This window comes from Pseudomonas sp. OST1909, from assembly GCF_015277575.1.
Taxonomy (GTDB): Bacteria; Pseudomonadota; Gammaproteobacteria; order Pseudomonadales; family Pseudomonadaceae; genus Aquipseudomonas; species Aquipseudomonas synxantha_A.
This window is the reverse complement of sequence record NZ_CP063780.1, coordinates 4,840,257-4,861,346: the sequence shown is the minus strand read 5'-3', so window position 1 is coordinate 4,861,346 and position 21,090 is coordinate 4,840,257. Positions and strand designations below refer to the sequence as shown.

General features: G+C 60.6%; 16 protein-coding genes. 9 read left to right on the top strand and 7 right to left on the bottom strand.

Going from position 1 to position 21,090, the window contains the following annotated elements:
• Positions 1-5: 5 nt before the first annotated feature.
• Positions 6-542 carry an ATP-dependent zinc protease gene (locus tag IH404_RS21050; protein ID WP_005790410.1) on the bottom strand — a complete coding sequence of 179 codons (537 nt, stop codon included), beginning with the start codon at positions 540-542 and terminating at the stop codon, positions 6-8.
• A gap of 271 nt (positions 543-813) precedes the next feature.
• Here IH404_RS21050 and IH404_RS21045 point away from each other — a divergent pair, with 271 nt between their 5' ends.
• The 6 genes from IH404_RS21045 to prpD all read left to right on the top strand — a co-directional run bounded on the left by IH404_RS21045 (position 814) and on the right by prpD (position 9,227).
• On the top strand, positions 814-1,527 hold the full coding sequence (locus IH404_RS21045; protein WP_005790408.1) for a GntR family transcriptional regulator: 714 nt from the start codon (positions 814-816) through the stop codon (positions 1,525-1,527).
• A complete protein-coding gene (gene prpB / locus IH404_RS21040; RefSeq protein WP_005790406.1) occupies positions 1,524-2,414 on the top strand; it encodes a methylisocitrate lyase in 891 nt (296 codons plus the stop codon). Before IH404_RS21045 ends, prpB begins: the two co-directional genes overlap by 4 nt.
• 42 nt (positions 2,415-2,456) lie before the next feature.
• Positions 2,457-3,584, top strand: coding sequence for a 2-methylcitrate synthase (gene prpC / locus IH404_RS21035; RefSeq protein ID WP_194438938.1), 1,128 nt, complete (start codon positions 2,457-2,459; stop codon positions 3,582-3,584).
• Positions 3,585-3,767: 183 nt separating this feature from the next.
• On the top strand, positions 3,768-6,362 hold the full coding sequence (gene acnD / locus IH404_RS21030) for a Fe/S-dependent 2-methylisocitrate dehydratase AcnD (protein WP_005790402.1): 2,595 nt from the start codon (positions 3,768-3,770) through the stop codon (positions 6,360-6,362).
• 11 nt (positions 6,363-6,373) lie between these two features.
• A complete protein-coding gene (gene prpF / locus IH404_RS21025) occupies positions 6,374-7,564 on the top strand; it encodes a 2-methylaconitate cis-trans isomerase PrpF (protein ID WP_194438936.1) in 1,191 nt (396 codons plus the stop codon).
• A gap of 178 nt (positions 7,565-7,742) precedes the next feature.
• On the top strand, positions 7,743-9,227 hold the full coding sequence (gene prpD / locus IH404_RS21020; protein WP_005790397.1) for a 2-methylcitrate dehydratase: 1,485 nt from the start codon (positions 7,743-7,745) through the stop codon (positions 9,225-9,227).
• A 72-nt stretch (positions 9,228-9,299) separates the two neighbouring features.
• On the opposite strand, the gene IH404_RS21015 is transcribed toward prpD, so the two are convergent.
• The 5 genes from IH404_RS21015 to IH404_RS20995 are packed head-to-tail and all read right to left on the bottom strand — an operon-like array spanning position 9,300 to position 14,834.
• Entirely contained in the window at positions 9,300-10,040 is a 741-nt protein-coding gene (locus tag IH404_RS21015; RefSeq protein ID WP_005790395.1) for an alanyl-tRNA editing protein, read from the bottom strand.
• 2 nt (positions 10,041-10,042) lie between these two features.
• On the bottom strand, positions 10,043-11,035 hold the full coding sequence (locus tag IH404_RS21010) for a serine O-acetyltransferase (protein WP_005790394.1): 993 nt from the start codon (positions 11,033-11,035) through the stop codon (positions 10,043-10,045).
• A gap of 37 nt (positions 11,036-11,072) precedes the next feature.
• A complete protein-coding gene (locus IH404_RS21005) occupies positions 11,073-11,987 on the bottom strand; it encodes a cysteine synthase family protein (RefSeq protein WP_057701141.1) in 915 nt (304 codons plus the stop codon).
• A gap of 16 nt (positions 11,988-12,003) precedes the next feature.
• Complete coding sequence (gene moeB, locus IH404_RS21000) at positions 12,004-13,866, bottom strand: molybdopterin-synthase adenylyltransferase MoeB (protein WP_194438934.1); 1,863 nt, start codon at positions 13,864-13,866, stop codon at positions 12,004-12,006.
• Positions 13,867-13,889: 23 nt separating this feature from the next.
• Entirely contained in the window at positions 13,890-14,834 is a 945-nt protein-coding gene (locus IH404_RS20995; protein ID WP_032803673.1) for an EamA family transporter, read from the bottom strand.
• A gap of 109 nt (positions 14,835-14,943) precedes the next feature.
• Here IH404_RS20995 and IH404_RS20990 point away from each other — a divergent pair, with 109 nt between their 5' ends.
• Positions 14,944-16,368: a PLP-dependent aminotransferase family protein gene (locus IH404_RS20990; RefSeq protein WP_005790387.1), complete on the top strand. Its 1,425-nt coding sequence runs from the start codon at positions 14,944-14,946 to the stop codon at positions 16,366-16,368.
• Positions 16,369-16,472: 104 nt separating this feature from the next.
• On the opposite strand, the gene IH404_RS20985 is transcribed toward IH404_RS20990, so the two are convergent.
• A complete protein-coding gene (locus IH404_RS20985) occupies positions 16,473-17,291 on the bottom strand; it encodes a pyruvate, water dikinase regulatory protein (RefSeq protein WP_003193298.1) in 819 nt (272 codons plus the stop codon).
• Between the two features lie 178 nt (positions 17,292-17,469).
• Between IH404_RS20985 and ppsA the strand changes: the two genes are divergently transcribed.
• Together ppsA and IH404_RS20975 are read left to right on the top strand one after the other, a co-directional pair.
• The gene (gene ppsA / locus IH404_RS20980; protein WP_005790384.1) at positions 17,470-19,845 is read left to right on the top strand and encodes a phosphoenolpyruvate synthase; all 2,376 of its coding nucleotides are present in this window, start codon (positions 17,470-17,472) and stop codon (positions 19,843-19,845) included.
• Between the two features lie 106 nt (positions 19,846-19,951).
• Positions 19,952-20,941: an alpha/beta fold hydrolase gene (locus IH404_RS20975; protein WP_005790382.1), complete on the top strand. Its 990-nt coding sequence runs from the start codon at positions 19,952-19,954 to the stop codon at positions 20,939-20,941.
• Positions 20,942-21,090 lie beyond the last annotated feature (149 nt).

The window sequence follows — 21,090 nt, the reverse complement described above, 5'->3', positions numbered from 1 at the left end:
TCGGTTTACTCGGCGGTATGAGCGTCGGCGACGCAGGCGGGTTTGCCTGCTGCATATTTAAGACTGGGGTCGACCAGCGCATCAAAGCGTTTCAGCGCTTCGGAGCCGATCAGCAGCGGGTATTGGAAGCTGCTGCGGTCAGTCAAGTTCACTTCGATGCTGCGTAAAGCAGTGCCCATGCAGATATCCAGGGCAACCACCGGACGGGCGGTGTAGTTCTTGTCCTCATCGGGGTCGTAGTCGCCGGCGCGGCGCTTGATCTTGCTGACGCGGGCCAGGGGCAGTTCGATGGGGTGGGAGTGGGCGGTGTCGATGGCCAGGTAGAAGCGTACCCAGGTTTCGCCGTTGCGCTTGAAGCGCTTTATATCGCGGGCGCTCAACGAGGCGGTCTTGGCGCCGGTGTCGAGCTTGGCCGCGACTTCCAGGTCGATACCGTCCAGCTTGGCGTATTCATTGAGGCCATACACCGTTTTCTCGGCGGCGAAGCCAAGGCTGGACAGCAACAGTAGGCAAATAAACAGGGGGAAGGGCTTGAGTCTCATAAATCCTGAGGCGGTGCCGTGCGATGTTCAATTCAAGGCGACTGGCATTGCTGCGCAAACTCCCTCGTGCGCCGTTTCATCCAGGGATGTCAGGCAAATACGCCGGGCATTCTAACATGATGCTTTTTTGGCGCCAGCGCTGGCAGGCGGCCATGCCTTGGATGGGTTATTCAGGCGTATTAGACGATTGTCGACAATGTGTATTTATTCTTTGACTGTTAAGGGGTAGTTAGCTAGTTTTTGCGGCATTGCTTTTAAAGGTGTCGACAATATGCTGGATCAGGCGGAAATTCCGATAGCGGCGTCAGACGATTCCCAAACCATGTCCGAGAACGTCTTCCGGCGTATCCAAGCCGCCATCGTCAAAGGTGAAATTGCCCCCGGCAGCAAGATTTCCGAGCCGGAACTGGCGCGTACCTACGGCATCAGCCGCGGCCCGCTGCGCGAGGCGATCCACCGCCTGGAAGGCCAGCGCCTGCTGGTGCGCGTGCCTCACGTTGGCGCACGGGTTGTGTCGTTGAGCCACGCCGAGCTGATTGAACTCTATGAGATCCGCGAGTCCCTGGAAGGCATGGCCTGCCGCCTCGCCGCCGAGCGCATGACCGACGCGGAAATCGAAGAGCTGCGCCAGGTATTGCACACCCATGAGCGCGATGCCGCGTTCCAGGCCGGTGTCGGCTATTACCAGCAGGAAGGCGACTTCGACTTTCATTATCGGATTATCCAGGGCGCCGGTAACCGCACCCTGACCCAAATGCTCTGCGGCGAGCTGTACCAACTGGTGCGCATGTACCGCATCCAGTTTTCCGCCACCCCCAATCGTCCACGCCAGGCCTTTGCCGAACACCACCGCATTCTCGACGCGATTGCCGATCGCGATGGTGAACTGGCCGAACTGTTGATGCGCCGGCATATCGGCGCCTCTAAACGCAACATCGCCCGTCACTTCCCGGACGGCGCTCCTTCATCACGAGGTGAGTCATGAGTAATAACAACAGCACTCCCGGCCAGCGTTTCCGTGACGCAGTCGCCAGCGAACAGCCTTTGCAAGTTGTTGGTGCAATCAATGCCAACCACGCGTTGTTGGCCAAGCGCGCCGGCTTCAAGGCTATTTACCTGTCGGGTGGCGGGGTTGCCGCCGGCTCGCTCGGCGTGCCGGACCTGGGTATTACCGGCCTGGATGACGTACTCACCGACGTGCGCCGCATTACCGACGTCTGCGACCTGCCGCTGCTGGTGGACGTGGACACTGGTTTCGGCTCCTCGGCATTCAACGTGGCGCGCACCGTCAAGTCGATGATCAAGTTCGGCGCCGCCGCCATCCATATCGAAGACCAGGTCGGCGCCAAGCGCTGCGGGCATCGCCCCAATAAAGAGATCGTGTCGCAGCAGGAAATGGTCGACCGCATCAAGGCTGCCGTGGATGCGCGTACCGATGACAGCTTCGTGATCATGGCGCGCACCGACGCCCTGGCGGTCGAGGGCCTGGAGTCTGCCCTTGAACGTGCCGCCGCGTGTATCGAAGCCGGTGCCGACATGGTCTTCCCGGAAGCCATCACCGAGCTCGAGATGTACAAGCTGTTCGCTTCCCGCGTAAAGGCGCCGATCCTGGCTAACATTACCGAGTTCGGCGCGACGCCGCTGTACACCACCGAACAGTTGAAATCTGCGGATGTTTCCATTGTGCTGTACCCGCTCTCGGCCTTCCGTGCCATGAACAAGGCTGCCGAGAACGTCTACACCGCGATCCGTCGCGACGGCACCCAACAGAACGTGATCGACACCATGCAAACGCGCATGGAGCTCTACGATCGCATCGACTACCACACCTTCGAGCAGAAGCTCGACGCGCTGTTTGCCGCGAAAAAATAATGCGGTGCGCCTCCCTAATAAATTCAAGATTGGAGAACGAACATGGCTGAAGCAAAAGTATTGAGTGGCGCCGGCCTGCGTGGCCAGGTTGCCGGGCAGACCGCACTGTCGACCGTGGGCCAGGCCGGTGCAGGCTTGACCTATCGTGGCTACGACGTGCGTGAACTGGCCGCCGATGCGCAGTTTGAAGAAGTCGCCTACCTGTTGCTGTACGGCGAGTTGCCGACCAAGACCGAACTGGCCGCCTACAGAGCCAAGCTGAGCAAACTGCGTGACTTGCCCCAGGCATTGAAAGAAGTGCTCGAACGCATCCCCGCCGACGCCCACCCGATGGACGTGATGCGCACCGGTTGCTCGTTTTTGGGCAATATCGAGCCGGAAAAAGATTTCAGCGTACAGCGCGATGTCACCGACCGCCTGCTTGCCGCATTCCCGGCGATCATGTGCTACTGGTACCGCTTCAGCCACGACGGCAAGCGCATCGACTGCGTGACCGACGAGCCGAGTATCGGCGGCCACTTCCTGCACCTGCTGCACGGCAAGAAACCCAGCGAGCTGCACGTCAAAGTCATGAATGTGTCGCTGATTCTCTACGCCGAGCACGAATTCAACGCCTCGACCTTCACTGCCCGGGTATGCGCTTCGACCCTGTCCGACCTGTATTCCTGCGTCACCGCCGCCATCGGTTCCCTGCGCGGCCCGCTGCACGGCGGGGCCAACGAAGCGGCGATGGAAATGATCGAGCGCTTTTCCTCGGCCGAAGAAGCGGTCGAAGGCACCCTGGGCATGTTGGCGCGCAAGGACAAGATCATGGGCTTCGGCCACGCGATCTATAAAGACAGCGACCCGCGTAATGAAGTGATCAAGGGTTGGTCGAAAAAACTCGCTGATGAAGTGGGCGACACGGTGTTGTTCCCGGTGTCTGAAGCCATCGACAAGACCATGTGGGAACAGAAGAAGCTGTTCCCCAACGCCGACTTCTACCATGCCTCGGCGTACCACTTCATGGGCATCCCGACCAAGCTGTTCACACCGATCTTCGTCTGTTCACGCCTGACTGGCTGGGCCGCGCACGTGTTCGAACAGCGCGCCAACAACCGCATCATCCGTCCAAGCGCCGAGTACATCGGCGTTGAGCAGCGCAAGTTCGTGCCAATCGAACGTCGCTGAATGGGATGGGCTGTGTTCGCTGGCTAATGTGCTTTTTTGTGGGAGCTGGCTTGCCTGCGATGGCATCACCTTGGTGTACCTGTCACACCGCAGTGATGCAATCGCAGGCAAGCCAGCTCCCACAGGAAACAAAGCCAGTGTCGACAGTTCACCTTTCGAACTTACCGTGACCGAGTCCTGACGATGAACACTGAATTTCGCAAACCGCTCCCCGGCAGTCGCCTGGATTTCTTCGACGCCCGTGCGGCTGTCGAAGCAATCACCCCCGGCGCCTACGCCACCTTGCCTTACACCTCGCGCGTGCTCGCCGAAAACCTGGTGCGCCGTTGCGACCCGGCCACCCTCAACGCATCCCTGAGCCAACTGATCGAGCGCAAACGCGATCTCGATTTCCCCTGGTTCCCGGCGCGCGTGGTGTGCCATGACATCCTCGGCCAGACCGCCCTAGTGGACCTTGCCGGTCTGCGCGATGCCATCGCCCTGCAAGGCGGCGACCCGGCGCAGGTCAACCCGGTGGTGCCGACCCAACTGATCGTCGACCACTCCCTGGCTGTCGAGGCTGGCGGCTTTGACCCGCAGGCGTTCGAGAAAAACCGTGCCATTGAAGACCGTCGCAATGAAGACCGCTTCCACTTTATCGAGTGGACCAAAAAAGCCTTCAAGAACGTCGATGTCATCCCGCCGGGCAACGGCATCATGCACCAGATCAACCTGGAGAAAATGTCGCCGGTGATTCAGGTCCGTGACGGCGTAGCCTTCCCGGATACCTGCGTCGGTACTGACAGTCACACTCCCCACGTCGATGCCCTGGGCGTGATCGCCATTGGCGTCGGCGGCCTGGAGGCCGAGAGCGTGATGCTCGGCCGTGCGTCGTGGATGCGCCTGCCGGAAAGCGTCGGCGTGGAACTGACCGGCAAGCTGCAACCGGGCATCACCGCCACCGATATGGTGCTGGCACTCACCGAGTTCCTGCGCCAGCAGAAAGTGGTCGGCGCCTGGCTGGAGTTCTTCGGCGAAGGGGCCAGTGCACTGACCCTGGGCGACCGTGCGACCATCTCCAACATGGCTCCTGAATACGGCGCCACCGCAGCGATGTTCTATATTGACCAGCAGACCATCGCCTACCTCAAACTCACTGGCCGAGAAGACGAGCAAGTCGCCCTGGTCGAACAGTACGCACGCCACACCGGTCTGTGGGCCGATGACCTCAAAGGGGCTCAGTACGAGCGTGGCCTGACCTTCGACCTGTCCAGCGTCGTGCGCAACATGGCCGGCCCCAGCAACCCCCACGCCCGTGTTGCCACCCGTGACCTGGCGTCCAAAGGCATCAGCGGCCAGTGGGACGAAGTTCCAGGGCAAATGCCCGACGGCGCTGTGATCATTGCGGCCATCACCAGTTGCACCAACACCAGTAACCCGCGCAACGTCATCGCGGCCGGGCTTCTGGCACGTAACGCCAACAAGCTCGGCTTGGCCCGCAAGCCGTGGGTCAAGTCGTCGCTGGCGCCGGGCTCGAAAACCGTGGCCATGTACCTGGAAGAGGCCGGTCTGGGCCATGAGCTGGAAAAACTCGGTTTCGGCGTAGTGGCCTTTGCCTGCACCACCTGCAACGGCATGTCCGGCGCGCTCGACCCGGTGATCCAGCAGGAAATCATCGACCGTGACCTGTACGCCACCGCCGTGTTGTCGGGCAACCGCAATTTCGACGGGCGCATTCACCCTTACGCCAAGCAAGCCTTCCTGGCTTCGCCGCCGCTGGTGGTGGCCTATGCGATTGCCGGCACCATCCGTTTCGATATCGAGAAGGACGTGCTCGGCCTGGATGCCGACGGCAAGGAAATCCGCTTGCAGGATATCTGGCCGAGCGACGAAGAGATCGACGCGGTGGTCAAGGCATCGGTCAAGCCCGAGCAGTTCCGTGCGGTGTACATCCCCATGTTCGCCATTCACGAAGACACCGGCCCCAAAGTCACCCCGCTGTATGACTGGCGCCCGCAGAGCACCTACATCCGTCGCCCGCCGTACTGGGAAGGCGCACTGGCCGGCGCGCGGCCGCTCAAGGGTATGCGCCCGCTGGCGGTGCTGCCGGACAACATCACCACCGACCACCTGTCGCCGTCCAATGCGATCATGCCGGGCAGTGCCGCCGGGGAATACCTGGCGAAGATGGGCTTGCCGGAAGTCGACTTCAACTCCTACGCGACCCACCGTGGTGACCATCTGACGGCGCAGCGCGCCACCTTCGCCAACCCGAAACTGTTCAACGAAATGGTGCAGGAAAACGGCAAGGTCAAGCAGGGCTCGCTGGCGCGTATCGAGCCGGAAGGCAAGGTCACGCGGATGTGGGAAGCGATTGAAACCTACATGGAGCGCAAGCAACCGCTGATCATCATTGCCGGTGCCGACTACGGCCAGGGCTCGTCCCGCGACTGGGCCGCCAAGGGCGTGCGCCTGGCCGGTGTGGAAGCGATTGCCGCCGAAGGCTTCGAGCGCATTCACCGCACCAACCTGGTGGGCATGGGCGTGTTGCCGCTGGAATTCCTGCCGGGCACCGACCGCCACACCCTCAAGATCGACGGCAGTGAAACCTATGACGTGGTCGGCGAGCGCACCCCGCGCGCGCAGCTGACCCTGGTGATCAACCGCAGGAATGGCGAACGTGTCGAGGTGCCGGTGACGTGCCGCCTGGATACCGCCGAAGAAGTGTCGATCTATGAGGCGGGCGGCGTGTTGCAACGTTTTGCCCAGGATTTCCTGGAATCGGCGGCCACCGCCTGAAGAGGACTACCATGGCACACGTAGCGCAAATCAAGATCCCCGCCACCTACATGCGTGGCGGCACCAGCAAGGGCGTGTTCTTCAGCCTCAAGGACCTGCCCGAAGTCGCGCAGGTGCCGGGGGCGGCCCGCGATGCCTTGTTGCTGCGGGTCATCGGCAGCCCCGACCCTTATGACAAGCAGATCGACGGCATGGGCGGTGCCACTTCAAGTACCAGCAAAACCGTGATCCTGGCCAAAAGCACCCGCGCCGATCACGACGTGGACTATCTGTTCGGCCAGGTCTCCATCGACAAGCCGTTTGTCGATTGGAGTGGCAACTGCGGCAACCTGTCGGCAGCAGTGGGTTCGTTCGCCATCAGCGCGGGCCTGGTTGACCCGGCCCGCGTGCCCGAGAACGGGGTGGCGGTAGTGCGGATCTGGCAGGCCAATATTGGCAAGAGCATCATCGCCCATGTGCCGATCACCAACGGCGTGGTGCAGGAAACCGGCGACTTCGAACTGGACGGTGTGACCTTCCCGGCCGCCGAAGTCCAGCTGGAATTCATCGACCCGGCGGCGGAAGAAGAGGGCGGCGGTGGTTCGATGTTCCCTACCGGCAACCTCATCGACGACCTGGAAGTACCGGGCGTGGGCACCTTCAAGGCCACGTTGATCAACGCCGGTATTCCGACCATTTTCATCAACGCTCAAGACCTCGGCTACACCGGGACCGAACTGCAGGGCGCGATCAACAGCGACCCCAAGGCCCTGGCCATGTTCGAGACGGTACGGGCTTATGGCGCGTTGCGCATGGGCCTGATCAAGCATCTGGACGAAGCCGCCCAGCGCCAGCACACACCCAAGGTCGCGTTCGTAGCCAAGCCTGCGGATTATGTGGCCTCCAGCGGCAAGGCAATCAAGGCCGGCGATGTGGATCTGCTGGTGCGTGCCCTGTCCATGGGCAAACTGCACCACGCCATGATGGGCACGGCGGCGGTAGCGATCGGCACGGCGGCGGCGATTTCCGGCACCCTGGTCAACCTGGCGGCGGGCGGTATCGAGCGTAACGCTGTGCGTTTCGGGCACCCCTCCGGCACCTTGCGCGTCGGCGCCGAAGCCACCCAAGTGAACGGCGAATGGGTGGTGAAAAAAGCCATCATGAGCCGCAGTGCACGGGTGCTGATGGAAGGTTTCGTCCGCGTTCCGGGTGACGCTTTTTAGCTTTATGTGGGAGGGGGCTTGCTCCCGATAGCAGGGTGTCAGTCGCCCCATCCATTAACTGACCCACCGTCATCGGGAGCAAGCCCCCTCCCACACGGATACAAGCAGGCAATCAGACCTGCGCAACGATTAACCCTGACCCTGAGGATGGAACAACCCAACTTTTAGGAGAACTGCCATGAGCGCCAACGTCGACCAGAACAACCGCCCCGGCTACGACCAGGTTTTGCAGGACATCGCCGACTATGTCCTCAACTACCGCATCGATTCCCGGGATGCATTGGACACTGCCCGCAACTGCCTGATGGACACCCTTGGCTGTGGCCTGCTGGCGCTGCGGTTCCCCGAGTGCACCAAGCACCTGGGGCCGATAGTGGAGGGCACCGTGGTGCCGTTCGGCGCGCGCGTGCCGGGCACTTCGTTTCGCCTCGACCCGGTCAAGGCTGCCTGGGACATTGGTTGCATCGTGCGTTGGCTCGACTACAACGACACCTGGCTCGCCGCTGAATGGGGACACCCTTCGGACAACCTCGGCGGCATTCTCGCCGTGGCCGATCACCTTTCGCAAAAACGCGTGGCCAATGGCGAGGCGCCGCTCACCGTACGTGCGGTGCTGGAAGCGATGATCATGGCCCACGAAATCCAGGGAGTGATCGCCCTGGAAAACTCCTTCAACCGCGTCGGCCTTGACCACGTGCTGCTGGTCAAAGTCGCCTCCACCGCTGTCACCGCCAAGCTGATGGGCGCCAATCGTGAACAACTGCTGTCGGCCTTGTCTCACGCTTTCGTTGATGGGCAGGCGTTGCGCACCTATCGCCATGCACCGAATGCCGGCTCGCGCAAATCCTGGGCCGCAGGCGATGCATCGAGCCGTGGTGTGCGCCTGGCGGATATCGCCCTGCGTGGCGAAATGGGCATTCCCGGTGTGTTGAGCGCGCCGCAGTGGGGGTTCTACGACGTGTTGTTCAGCCACACCAACAAGGACCTGGCGCTCAAGCCCACAGACAAGCGCGCCTTCAGCCTGCCTCAGGCCTACGGCACCTACGTGATGGAAAACGTGCTGTTCAAGATCAGTTTCCCGGCAGAATTCCACGCGCAAACCGCCTGCGAGGCGGCGGTGACCTTGCACCCGCAGGTCAAGCATCGTCTGCATGAAATCGAACGTATCGTGATCACCACCCATGAGTCGGCGATTCGGATTATTTCCAAGGTTGGCCAATTGGCCAACGCTGCCGATCGCGACCACTGCCTGCAATACATGACGGCCGTGCCCTTGGTGTTCGGCAATCTGGTGGCCGAGCACTACGAAGATGATTTCCACGCGGCCCACCCGATCATTGATGAACTGCGCGACAAGATGGTCATCGTTGAAGACCCACGTTATAGCCGCGAATACCTGGAGGCGGACAAGCGTTCCATTGCCAATGCGGTGCAGGTGTTCTTTATGGATGGCACCTGCACTGAGCAGGTAGCGGTGGAATACCCGATTGGCCATCGCCGCCGTCGGGTGGACGGTATCCCATTGCTGGAAGACAAGTTCAAAGCCAACCTGGCGACGCGGTTCACTGCGCAGCGCAGCGCCGAGATTGTTGCGTTGTGCAAGGATCAGGCACGGCTTGAGGCGACGGCTGTGAACCGTTTCATGGATCTGTTGGTGATCTAAAAAACAACGCGGCCAATGTGGGAGGGAGCAAGCCCCCTCTCACATTTGTCCTCCATTGGGGCAACTATCGGGTCAGGCGCAAGCTTGTTCAAACCGCAGTATCACCCTGCGGTTGTGCTTGCTCTTCTTTTCGATTTTCTCGCAGAACACCCGGCCGATCTCCTCGGTGTTGAGCACATGGGTGCCGCCGCATGGCTGGATGTCGATCCCGGGGATCTCAATCACCCGTACCGAGCCCGACACCACCGGTGGCGCAACCGCCTGGGTGCGGGTGATCTGTAGCAAGGTCGCGTATTCGGTGGCGGGCATCGACAGGGTCTTCACCGCGTGGGCCTGCTCGATCAGGGCGTTGAGGTCACGGGTTAGACCGTCTTTGTCCAGGGTCATTTCCGGCAGGTCGAAATCCAGTCGGCCTTTATCCGCACTGATGCTGCAACCGGTCACGGGCGCGTCAATGAGCGAGCACAACAAATGCAGGCAGGTGTGCATTTTCATGTGCTGGTAGCGCCGCTCCCAATCCAGGCCGGCGTCTACCTGGATGCCCGCCGTCAACTGCTCGGGGCAATGGTCCACCTGATGCCAGATGATCGAGCGCAACACCGGATCGCGCACGGTACCTGTCACCTCGACCCGCGTGCCATCGGGTAGGGTGAAATGGCCGGTATCGCCCGGTTGCCCGCCGCCGGTGGGGTAGAACAGCGTGTGCTCCAGGGCGATGCCCTGTTCACTGACCGCAATAACCCGGGCGCTGAACGCGTTCTGATAGGGCGCGCTGTCGAACAGCGCCAGGGTTTCCATGGTATGCACGGACATGTTCAACCTCCAACGATCAGTGGGCTGGCTTGCAAGAGATGGCGCACCATCGCGCTCAAGCCAGGGGGAGAGAGCAGGGTGATTTCAAATTCCGGCCCGCAGACTTTCAGGTTCAGCGGCAAGCGCGGCAGTTGTTCGCCGGTATCGACACGGTGCAGGCGAAATTGCAGGTGGTGGCGCTCTTTCACCGTGGGTTCGAGCATTAACCCTTGCAGCGGATGAAAGTCGGCATCCAGCACCGTAACCTTATGACCGGCACTCACCTCACCGACGACGTGCAAGCGCTCATCCAGGGCAAAGGCACCGAGGTAATTGCTGCGGTCCGATTCGTCGTTTTTTTGCAGCTGGATCTGGTTGACTACCTTGACCTTGGTGCCTGCCGGTACGTCCTGGGTGATCACGCAGGAGGGGCTGATAAATACGTTGTCGCCGATCGACACGTAGCCCAGCACCCGGGCACCGGCGCCCACCTCGACGTTGTTGCCCAGGCGCGGGTGGCGTTTGCCGTCCGGATTGTTGGCGATGCCGCGGGCTCCCAGGGTCACGCCGCACAGGATGTAGCAGTCGTTGCCGATCACGCAGGTTTCGCCGATGACGGTGCCGTAGCCATGGTCCAGTACAAAGCGTCGGCCGATACGCGCCGCCGGATGAATCTCGGCACCGGAGAGAATCTTGCCCTGGTTGCTGAGCTTGAGCGCCATGCGCGAAAACATCCCATGGCCAGGGTCGGGGAAATTCCACACCTGGTGCGCAAGGCGGTAGAACAGCACTGCCTTGAACGAGGCATAGGATTCCAGGATCAACTCACCGCGCCCGCGCGATGCCGGGTCGCGATAGGCGTAGGCGATCAGGTCCTCGGCCACTGCTTGGGCGGCGTTCTGGATCAGTGGCGCCAGGTGTGGTTCCAACTGCTTCATCTGCCCGGGCGTCAGGGTCGTGATGAGATGGGTAAGCAACTCATCGTGCAGCAGTTGCATGTCGATAAAGCCCCCCATGGAGGCACCCCCGCATTCTGGATGATTGAAAAACCCGTTACTCGAAACTGGGCAGGTAGCTGTCGGCATTGTCGTAGACCATGGTCAGCACCACCGTTTCAGGCGGCAGTTCGGGGGCGAGTTGGGCGATGGCAACCATGTTGGCGGCGGAGGACAGCCCCAGGCTGATGGCGTCGGTGCGCATGATGCGTTTGATCATGTCCAGGCACGCCGAGTGCGACACCTTGAGCATGCCGTCGATCACGTCCAGGTTGAGGATGCTCGGGATCAGGCCAATCGACAGGCCCTGGATTGCGTGCGCAGCGTGCTGGTCTTTGAGCAGGTCGCATTCCTGCGGCTCCACGCCCATCACGCGGATCGCTGGCCAGGCGGCCTTGAGGGTTTCGCCAATGCCGGTGATATGGCCACCGGTGCCGATGCCGCTGACGAAGTAGTCCACCCGCTGGTCACCGAAGGCGCGGATGATCTCCGGCGCGGTGGTGTCGCGGTGGGTCTGCGGGTTGGCGCCATTGCGCTGCTGGTTGAGCATCACGAAGTTGGGGTTTTCCAACTGCAGTTCCATGCACTTTTCGCCGTGGGAGTTGTTGCCCAGGCGGCTGTCTGACAGCACCACTTTGGCACCATACAGGCGCAGCAATTTCTGCTTTTCGGGGCTGTAGTTGTCAGGGATCACCAGCACTACTTTATAGCCCAGGACATTGCCGGCCATCACCAGGCCAATGCCGGTGTTTCCACCGCTGGGTTCGATGATGGTTTGCCCGGAGTCACGGATCAGCACGCCACGGCGCTCGGCATCGAGGATCATGCCCAGGGCGATGCGCGCCTTGTGGCTGCCACCGGGGTTGAGGGATTCCAGCTTGGCGTAGACCTCGATGCCGAGGTCTTCGGAAAACTGGGCCAGGCGCACGATAGGCGTTTGGCCGATGACGTCGAGAATGGAGTTATGCAGCATCAGCAAGTCTCCACGATCAGTACAGAGGCATGTCGGGTTCGACGTCGCGAACCCAGTGCTTCATGCCGCCCTGCAGGACTTTGGTGTTCGCGAACCCGGCTGCCAGCAGGGTGCTGGCGGCCTGTTCGGCGCGGGTGCCCGCGTAGCAGATCAGGTAATGGGTGTTGTCTCGGCTGAGGTTGTCGAGTTGACCATCCAGTTCGGCCAGGGGAATGTGCAGCACGCCTGGCAGCTTGCACACTTCCAATTCGCTGGCGTCGCGCACGTCCAGCAATACATCGGCGCTGCTGGGGTGCTCAAGCACCTGCTTGAGGTTCTGAGGCTTGATGTAGCGTTCTGCCGCCAGCGACGGTTGGCTCGGTACGGTATCGGCACATACCGTGGGGGCGGCGCTTTCGCTGCTGCGCAGCTCCGAGCAGCAGGGGCAGTCGACGCGGCGCTTGAAGCGGATCTCGCTGAACTTCATCGCCAGCGCGTCAAAGCGCATCAAGCGGCCGGATAACGGTTCGCCAATGCCGATCAGCAATTTGATCGCCTCGGTAGCCTGGATCATGCCCACCACACCGGGCAGCACGCCGATCACGCCGCCGGCGCTGCAATTGGGCGCCAGTTCAGCGGGCGGGGCCTTGGGAAACAGGCAGCGATAGCACGGCCCGCCTTTGTAGTTGAGCACGCTGATCTGCCCGTCGAAACGGTAGATGGCGCCATAGACCAAAGGTTTGCCCAACTGTACGCAAGCATCGTTGACCAGGTAGCGGGTATCGAAATTATCGGTACCGTCGATCACCAGGTCATAGGCGCCTACCAGTTCCAGAGCGTTGTCGGTGTCAAGCGCGGTGTTGTGCGCATTGATCCGGATATGAGGGTTGAGGTCCTGCAGGCGTTGCTTGGCGGACTCGACCTTGGGCATTCCCAGGGTGCTGTTGCCATGGACAATCTGGCGCTGCAGGTTGCTGCTTTCCACCACGTCAAAATCCACCAGCCCCAGGGTGCCGATGCCTGCCGCTGCCAGGTACAGGCTGATGGGCGAGCCCAGGCCCCCGGTGCCGATGACCAGAACTTTGGCTTTCTTCAGGTTCAACTGGCCCTCGCGACCGACGCCGGGCAGGGTGATGTGGCGCACGTAGCGCTGCACTTCTTCGTTGCTCAGGGTGTCGATGTCCATGCCGCCTGAGGTGGCGAGCAACACTTCGATCCGGGATTTTGGCGGCAGGACTTCATCGGCTTCGATCAGCGCCTCCTCGGCGGTAAACAGGAAGTGTTCCTTGAGCTGGTTGTTCTTTTCATGGAACAGGTGCTGACGCAATTGGGGGTGATTGGTGCAGAGATTTTCAATGACTTCGCGCAATGTCGATCCGGCGCCCTCAAGGGTCGATTCCGGCAGCTTGGCCACGCGAACCAGAATGTCGGGGAAAGAGACAGCGTTCATGGACAACTCCGTGTGCAGGTCGTTGAAGGGTTGAGGTGCGAAATGCTTGCCATCCCAGGCAAACAGTTTTGAGCCCAGGACCTGGCGCTGGCGAACATCCACCACCAGATAGCTGACGGGGTAGATCGGCTCCCCCATGAACAGCGCCTTGTCCTGGTCTTCATCACTGAAATAGGCGCCGACATCCGGGTGGGAGTGATAGATCACCACCACCGGGTTGTCGCTGCGAAACGCCTTGTTCAGCAGCAGGGTATCGGCCACCGAGAAGGTGTAGCCGTTGGCCGCGCTGCGGGGGTACATCTGGGGGTTCTTGCGGTGCAGCTCGTTCTGAATATTGCTGCCCAGGTACACACTGCCGTCGGCGAAGACGAAGCCGCAGCACTCTTCTGGGTAGCTGCGGCTGGCGTGGGCGTAGATCTGTTCCAGGGCGGTGGGGCGGAGGACTTCCATGTTTCTCTCGCGTTGGTTGAGGGTCATTTTTTCTTGGCCAGGAGTTTTTCAACCGGCAGCTTGGTGATCGCAAAGCCGGCCAGCAGAATCGCCGAATACAACATAAGGTCGCGGGAAATTTCCACGCCTTCGTACCAGGCACCGATGATCACCGCGAACACCGGGAAGATGATGAAGACGAACGACAGGATGATCGGGCTCAGACGCTTGAGCAGCATGAAATACACAATAAACCCGCCTACCGAGGCCACCAGCCCGAGGTAGAACAGTGCAGTCCAGGAGCGCAGGGTGATGTCATTGAAGGCTGGCGTTTCAAACCACAGGCCGGCGACAAACAACATCAGCCCGGCGATGCCGATGGGCAGGGTGTTGTAGGTAATCACGCTGATAGCACTGCCTTTCTGCTTGGTAATCACGTAGCACAAGGCGTGCATGATCGCGGCGCTCAGTATCGCCAACACACCGAAGAACTCGGCGTGGTCCAGGTGCAGGCCCTGGCTCTTGATGATCATGTAGAGGCTGCCAAACCCGATACCGATGCCAACGACCTGGGAGAAGTAGATGCGCTCACGCAGGAACAGCGCCGAAAAGATCAGGATGAATACCGGCATGCAGCTGAACAGCAGGGCCGTCAGGCCGGATGACACGTGCATCTCGCCATAGTTGAGCAGGTAGTAGGGAACGCTGAAGTACGACAGGGTCACAAACACAAAGAACCAGCGGCTTTCCCGTGGGAACAGGATCGGCTCGCGACGCACCATGGCAAAACACAGGAACAGCGGAAACGCGATCAGAAAGCGCAGCCCGGCGGATGTCAGCGGCGGCACGCTCTCTACGGCGATCTTGATGCCCAGCCATGTAGTGCCCCAACTCAGGCACACGATCAGAAACATCACGCTGGTCACCAGCCCGGCGAGCCACTGTTTTTGAGTTTTTGTTTTTGCAGTGTTTTCGAGAACGGCGGACATTGGCATCTTTTATTGCTTCCCTGAGCCGGAATTGAACTCTATATTGAACTTGTAATGAGTTATGTTTATCGGCGATTGAACCCGTAAAAGCACACTATTAGGGCGAAAGATGGCTGTCAAAACAAATATTGACATGGTGTCAATTATGCGTGAGGGCCTGTCCAATGGGCAGGGCGTGAAGTACAAGCGCCTGTCTGATGTGATGGAGCGGGGCATCCTCGAAGGCTTGATTGAACCGGGACGAAAACTGCCGCCCCATCGGGTGCTGTCCGACAACCTGGGGGTGACCATTGGCACCATCAGCCGGGCCTACGGTGAGCTGGAGCGCCTGGGCTTGGTGGTTGCGCGGGTCGGTGACGGAACCTTCGTGCGCAAGCGTGGGATGGAGCGTCAGCGTGATGAAGGCTTTCGCAATTTCAGCGAGGAGCCGCGCCAGTACTTCGACATGAGTCGCAACATGCATATTCCGGGGCAGGAAACGGTGTTTCTTGCCCAGAGCTTCCAAACGCTGTCGACCAACGCCAAGTTCCTGCAGGACATCAGCGCCTATACCCCCGACGCCGGCTTGCCGCGTTACCGTGAAGCCGGGGCGCAATGGCTGGTGCAGCGCGATTTTCATCCGATTCCAGAGCAGGTCATCTGCGTCAACGGCGGCCAGCACGGTTTGCTGTGCGCGATGATGGCGCTGCTGCGTGCTGGCGATACGGTAGTCACCGAGCAACTGACTTATCCTGGACTGATTACGGCTGCGCGCATGTTGGGCGTGCGCCTGATTGGCCTGGAAATGGATGAGGAGGGCGTGTTGCCCACGGCGCTGGATGAGGTCTGTCGTAATCACCGGATTTCGGCGTTGTACTGCACGCCGACTATTCAGAATCCCACGACGGCGGTGTTGTCGGTGGCGCGTCGCGAAGCCTTGGCCAAGGTGTGTCGTGAGCACAACCTGCTGATTCTCGAAGACGAAGCCCACGGCGTGCTGGTTGAAGATCGCCCGCCGCCACTCAGCTATTTCGCGCCTGAGCGTACGATTTTGATCAGCAGTCTGAGCAAAGCGGTGTCTGCAGGGTTGCGGGTAGGCTACGTCCATGCACCGCCCGCGCTGGTCAGTCGTATTTCCGCGGCGTTGCGCTCGACCTGCTGGATGGCGACGCCTGTGACCCTGGAACTGGCCACCCAGTGGATCGAAAACGGCACGGCGGAATATCTGTTGCGCCAACAAATCAACGAAATCAGCCGCCGCAAGACCTTGGTCGAGGATTTATTGACCGGGCTGGCGTATCGCACCCACCTCAACAGCCCGCATTTCTGGATCGAGGTACCAGAGCCATGGCGTGCGTCGGAAATCGAGGCAGAGCTCAGGCAGAACAATTACCTGATCGCCACCGCAGAGGCGTTTGCCGTGGGGCAGACCGCGGTGCCGCAGTTTATACGGGCGAGTATCTGTAATACCTCGGGCGATGATCAGTTATTGCGCGAAGGGTTTGATGCGCTGGCGACGGCGCTGGGGCAGGGGGGCGGGCGGTTTCATCTGTAAATCCGCGTTACCGTTCATCGCAGGCAAGCCAGCTCCCACAGGGGAACGCATTCCAACTGCGGGAGCTGGCTTGCCTGCGATAGCGTCAGATCAGGCGCCAGAGATCACTTGAAGCGCCGCTCCACACCCTTCTCCACCAGAATCTTCGCCGAAATCTCTTCCACCGAAAAATGCGTGGAATTGATGTGTGCAATATTCTCGCGACGGAACAGATTTTCCACTTCACGCACCTCGAACTCGCACTGCGCATAGCTGGAGTAGCGGCTGTTGGGCTTGCGTTCGTTACGGATGGCGGTCAGGCGGTCCGGGTCGATGGTCAGGCCGAACAGTTTGTGCGAATGGGCGCGTAGGGCGGCGGGCAGCGTCAGGTGTTCCATATCGTCTTCGGTCAGCGGGTAGTTGGCCGCACGGATACCGAATTGCATGGCCATGTACAGACAGGTCGGGGTCTTGCCGCAACGCGACACGCCCACCAGGATCAGGTCGGCCTTGTCGTAGTAGTGGGTGCGGGCGCCATCATCGTTGTCGAGGGCAAAGTTCACCGCCTCGATACGCTCCATATAGTTGGAGTTATGCCCGATGGAGTGGGACTTTCCGACAGAGTATGAAGAATGCTCACTCAACTCCTGTTCCAATGGCGCCAGGAAGGTCGAGAAAATGTCGATCATGAAACCATTCGACGTTGCGAGAATCTCACGAATGTCTTGATTGACGATGGTGTCGAAAATGATCGGGCGAAAACCGTCTTTCTCAGCCGCCAGATTGATTTGTTGTACCATGGCCCGCGCTTTATCCACGCTGTCTATATAAGGCCGGGTGAATTTGGCGAAGGTAATGTTTTCGAACTGCGCAAGCAGGCTCTGGCCCAGTGTTTCGGCTGTGATGCCGGTGCCGTCGGAAATAAAGAAAGCAGATCGTTTCATTTGAGCCCTGGGCCTTAAGCTGATGGCGAATCTTGGATATGATAGGCGTGATTTTGCCGTCCCGCAGTGGGCCGCATTCTCACTTATTTTCCAGGTCCAGGCCACAAGCGCTGGCGTTAGCTCCTACTGAGCAACCCGCGTCCTGAGCTTTTCCAACACAGAAAGTGGAGAGATCACCTTGGTAGAGTACGTAGTTTCCCTCGATAAGCTCGGCGTCCATGATGTAGAGCATGTGGGGGGCAAGAACGCATCCCTCGGCGAGATGATCAGTAATCTTGCAGGCGCTGGTGTCTCGGTGCCCGGTGGTTTCGCCACCACGGCCCAGGCTTACCGCGACTTCCTCGAGCTGAGCGGCCTCAACGCCCAGATCCACGCCGCGCTGGATGCCCTGGACGTCGACGACGTCAACGCCCTGGCCAAGACCGGCGCCCAGATCCGTCAGTGGATCATGGAAGCCGAGTTCCCCGAGAAGCTCAACGAAGAAATTCGCACCGCCTTCGCCACCCTGTCCGCCGGCAACCCGGACATGGCCGTCGCCGTACGCTCCTCGGCCACCGCCGAAGACTTGCCGGACGCCTCCTTTGCCGGTCAGCAGGAAACCTTCCTGAATATCCGTGGCGTGGAAAACGTCATTCGCGCGGCCAAGGAAGTATTCGCCTCGCTGTTCAACGACCGCGCTATTTCCTACCGTGTACACCAGGGCTTCGACCACAAGCTGGTGGCCTTGTCTGCCGGTGTGCAGCGCATGGTGCGTTCGGAAACCGGCACTGCCGGCGTGATGTTCACCCTGGACACTGAGTCGGGCTTCCGTGATGTGGTATTCATTACCGGTGCCTACGGCCTGGGCGAAACCGTCGTACAAGGCGCGGTCAACCCTGACGAATTCTACGTGCACAAACATACTCTTGAGGCCGGCCGCCCGGCCATCCTGCGCCGCAACCTGGGCAGCAAGGCGATCAAGATGATCTACGGCGACGAGGCCAAGGCCGGTCGCTCGGTGAAAACCGTTGACGTCGACAAGGCCGAGCGCGCGCGCTTCTGCCTGACCGATGCAGAAGTCAGCGAGCTGGCCAAACAGGCGATGATCATCGAGAAGCACTACAAGTGCCCGATGGACATCGAGTGGGCCAAGGACGGTGACGACGGCAAGCTATATATCGTGCAAGCGCGTCCGGAAACCGTGAAGAGCCGCACTTCGGCCAATGTCATGGAGCGTTACCTGCTCAAGGAAACCGGCACCGTACTGGTGGAAGGCCGTGCCATTGGCCAGCGCATCGGTGCTGGCAAGGTGCGGATCATCAAGGACGTGTCGGAAATGGACAAAGTCCAGCCCGGCGACGTGCTGGTTTCCGACATGACTGACCCGGACTGGGAGCCGGTGATGAAGCGCGCCAGCGCCATTGTCACCAACCGAGGCGGGCGTACTTGCCACGCGGCGATCATCGCCCGTGAACTGGGGATCCCGGCGGTAGTCGGCTGCGGCAACGCCACCCAACTGCTCAAGGAGGGCCAGGGTGTCACCGTGTCCTGCGCCGAAGGCGACACCGGTTTCATCTTCGAAGGTGAGCTGGGCTTCGACATCAAGCAAAACTCCATCGACGCCATGCCGGACCTGCCGTTCAAGATCATGATGAACGTCGGCAACCCGGACCGCGCCTTCGATTTCGCGCAGTTGCCGAACGCCGGGGTGGGCCTGGCCCGCCTGGAGTTCATCATCAATCGCATGATCGGCGTGCACCCCAAGGCCTTGTTGAACTATGACGGCCTGCCGCTGGATATCAAGGAAAGCGTCGACAAGCGCATCGCCGGCTACAACGACCCGGTGGGCTTCTATGTCGAGAAGCTGGTGGAAGGCATCAGTACGCTGGCGGCGGCGTTCTACCCGAAAAAGGTCATCGTGCGCCTGTCGGACTTCAAGTCCAACGAATACGCCAACCTGATCGGCGGCAAGCTCTACGAGCCGGAAGAAGAAAACCCGATGCTGGGCTTCCGTGGCGCCTCGCGTTACATCAGCGAAGCGTTCCGCGACTGCTTCGAGCTTGAGTGCCGTGCCCTCAAGCGCGTGCGCAACGAGATGGGCCTGACCAACGTCGAGATCATGGTGCCGTTCGTACGCACCCTGGGCGAAGCAAGCCAAGTGGTCGATCTGCTGGCCGAAAACGGCTTGACCCGTGGCGAGAACGGCTTGCGCGTGATCATGATGTGCGAATTGCCGTCCAACGCCATCCTGGCCGAAGAATTCCTGGAGTTCTTCGACGGTTTCTCCATCGGCTCCAACGACCTGACCCAGCTGACCCTGGGCCTGGACCGCGACTCCGGGATCATCGCTCACCTGTTCGACGAGCGTAACCCTGCGGTCAAAAAGCTGCTGGCCAATGCCATCCAGGCGTGTAACAAGGCCGGCAAGTACATCGGTATCTGCGGCCAAGGCCCTTCCGACCACCCTGACCTGGCCAAATGGCTGATGGAGCAGGGCATCGAAAGCGTCTCGCTGAACCCGGACTCTGTGCTGGAAACCTGGTTCTTCCTGGCGGAAGGCCAAGCGTCCGCTTAAAGTCGCAACGTCAAAAGTGCCGGTTACTCGTGAGGGTGACCGGCATTCTTATCTGTACTGGGCGGGAACTCCTTGCGGACGCCGCCCTTTTTTGTGCAAGAGCATTATGCAAAGCAGCAGCAACCTGTTTCCCGTCGCCTTGATCAGCGCTGAACGTCGTGGCGACCTGAGTGAAGACGTCTACCGGCTCAAGCCCGGCAATAGCCCTGATGGCACCGTCGAGCTGGCGGTTACCCGTTTGGGCCTGGCCGATGTCCCGGAAAACCGGGGCACGCCGATTATTTTGTTGCATGGCAGCTTTTCCAATCGGCGCTTCTGGTACTCGCCCAAGGGGATCGGCCTGGGCGCGTACCTGGCGCGCCGGGGTTTTGATGTGTGGATCCCGGAAATGCGCGGCCATGGGCTGTCCAAGCGCAACCATGAATACGCCAGAAACCGCGTCGCCGATTACGCCTGCTACGATTTGCCGGCCGTGGGTGCCTTTGTGCGTGAGCAAAGCGGGCAGGTCCCGCACTGGATCGGGCACTCCCTCGGTGCCACGACCTTGGCTGCGGCCCTGGGCGGGCAACACTTGGGGGCGCCTGAGGTGGCTTCGGTGGCATTGTTTGGCTGTCAGGTCAGCCGCACCCATTGGCCGTTGAAAATTCCACCGCTGGAGTGGGGTACTCGGTTGATCCTCAAGCGCCTTGCCCATGTGTCTGGCCCACGCTTCAAGCGCGGCCCCGAGGATGAGCCGGCGGGAGTGATGATCGAAGCGATGCGCTGGAATGGCCTGTTCGGCCGCTTCGGCGATGCCGAATGTGACTGGTGGAAAGGCTTGGCGCAGATCGATGTGCCGTTGCTCGCGGTCAGTGCGGCGGGCGATCGGCAAGACCCGGACTGGGCGTGTCGCAAACTCTTCGAGCAGGTCGGCAGCGAGCATCGCCAGTATCTGTGCCTGGGGCGCGAGCAGGGTTTCAGCGAGGACTTCGGGCATGTGCAGATGCTGGTCAGCAAAGCTGCGCAGGCCGAAGTATGGCCACTGGTGGAACGGTGGTTGAACGACCCACTGACACCATTATTCGGGACTCGGCCCCAAGTAGCCGCAGCAGTTTGAGCAAACGCTCTACCAAGGGCGTTTCACTCTTGAGTGGTTGCGGCTAAGATATGACGCGCTGGGCGCTTCTGGTCATATTCAGTCGCGCAACGTGTATTGCGTTGCGCTGATGCGGGTCCGATCATGGCGGCCCACCACTGGCAGGCACT

Excerpts from the sequence above, each read along its gene's own strand:
- IH404_RS21015 (WP_005790395.1), bottom strand. The coding sequence starts at position 10,040 with ATGTCCGTGCATACCATGGAAACCCTGGCGCTGTTCGACAGCGCGCCC.
- acnD (WP_005790402.1), top strand. The coding sequence starts at position 3,768 with ATGAACACTGAATTTCGCAAACCGCTCCCCGGCAGTCGCCTGGATTTC.
- IH404_RS20990 (WP_005790387.1), top strand. The coding sequence starts at position 14,944 with ATGGCTGTCAAAACAAATATTGACATGGTGTCAATTATGCGTGAGGGC.
- IH404_RS21010 (WP_005790394.1), bottom strand. The coding sequence starts at position 11,035 with ATGGGGGGCTTTATCGACATGCAACTGCTGCACGATGAGTTGCTTACC.
- IH404_RS20995 (WP_032803673.1), bottom strand. The coding sequence starts at position 14,834 with ATGTCCGCCGTTCTCGAAAACACTGCAAAAACAAAAACTCAAAAACAG.
- prpB (WP_005790406.1), top strand. The coding sequence starts at position 1,524 with ATGAGTAATAACAACAGCACTCCCGGCCAGCGTTTCCGTGACGCAGTC.
- prpF (WP_194438936.1), top strand. The coding sequence starts at position 6,374 with ATGGCACACGTAGCGCAAATCAAGATCCCCGCCACCTACATGCGTGGC.
- IH404_RS21050 (WP_005790410.1), bottom strand. The coding sequence starts at position 542 with ATGAGACTCAAGCCCTTCCCCCTGTTTATTTGCCTACTGTTGCTGTCC.
- IH404_RS20975 (WP_005790382.1), top strand. The coding sequence starts at position 19,952 with ATGCAAAGCAGCAGCAACCTGTTTCCCGTCGCCTTGATCAGCGCTGAA.
- prpC (WP_194438938.1), top strand. The coding sequence starts at position 2,457 with ATGGCTGAAGCAAAAGTATTGAGTGGCGCCGGCCTGCGTGGCCAGGTT.
- moeB (WP_194438934.1), bottom strand. The coding sequence starts at position 13,866 with ATGGAAGTCCTCCGCCCCACCGCCCTGGAACAGATCTACGCCCACGCC.
- IH404_RS21045 (WP_005790408.1), top strand. The coding sequence starts at position 814 with ATGCTGGATCAGGCGGAAATTCCGATAGCGGCGTCAGACGATTCCCAA.
- prpD (WP_005790397.1), top strand. The coding sequence starts at position 7,743 with ATGAGCGCCAACGTCGACCAGAACAACCGCCCCGGCTACGACCAGGTT.
- IH404_RS20985 (WP_003193298.1), bottom strand. The coding sequence starts at position 17,291 with ATGAAACGATCTGCTTTCTTTATTTCCGACGGCACCGGCATCACAGCC.
- IH404_RS21005 (WP_057701141.1), bottom strand. The coding sequence starts at position 11,987 with ATGCTGCATAACTCCATTCTCGACGTCATCGGCCAAACGCCTATCGTG.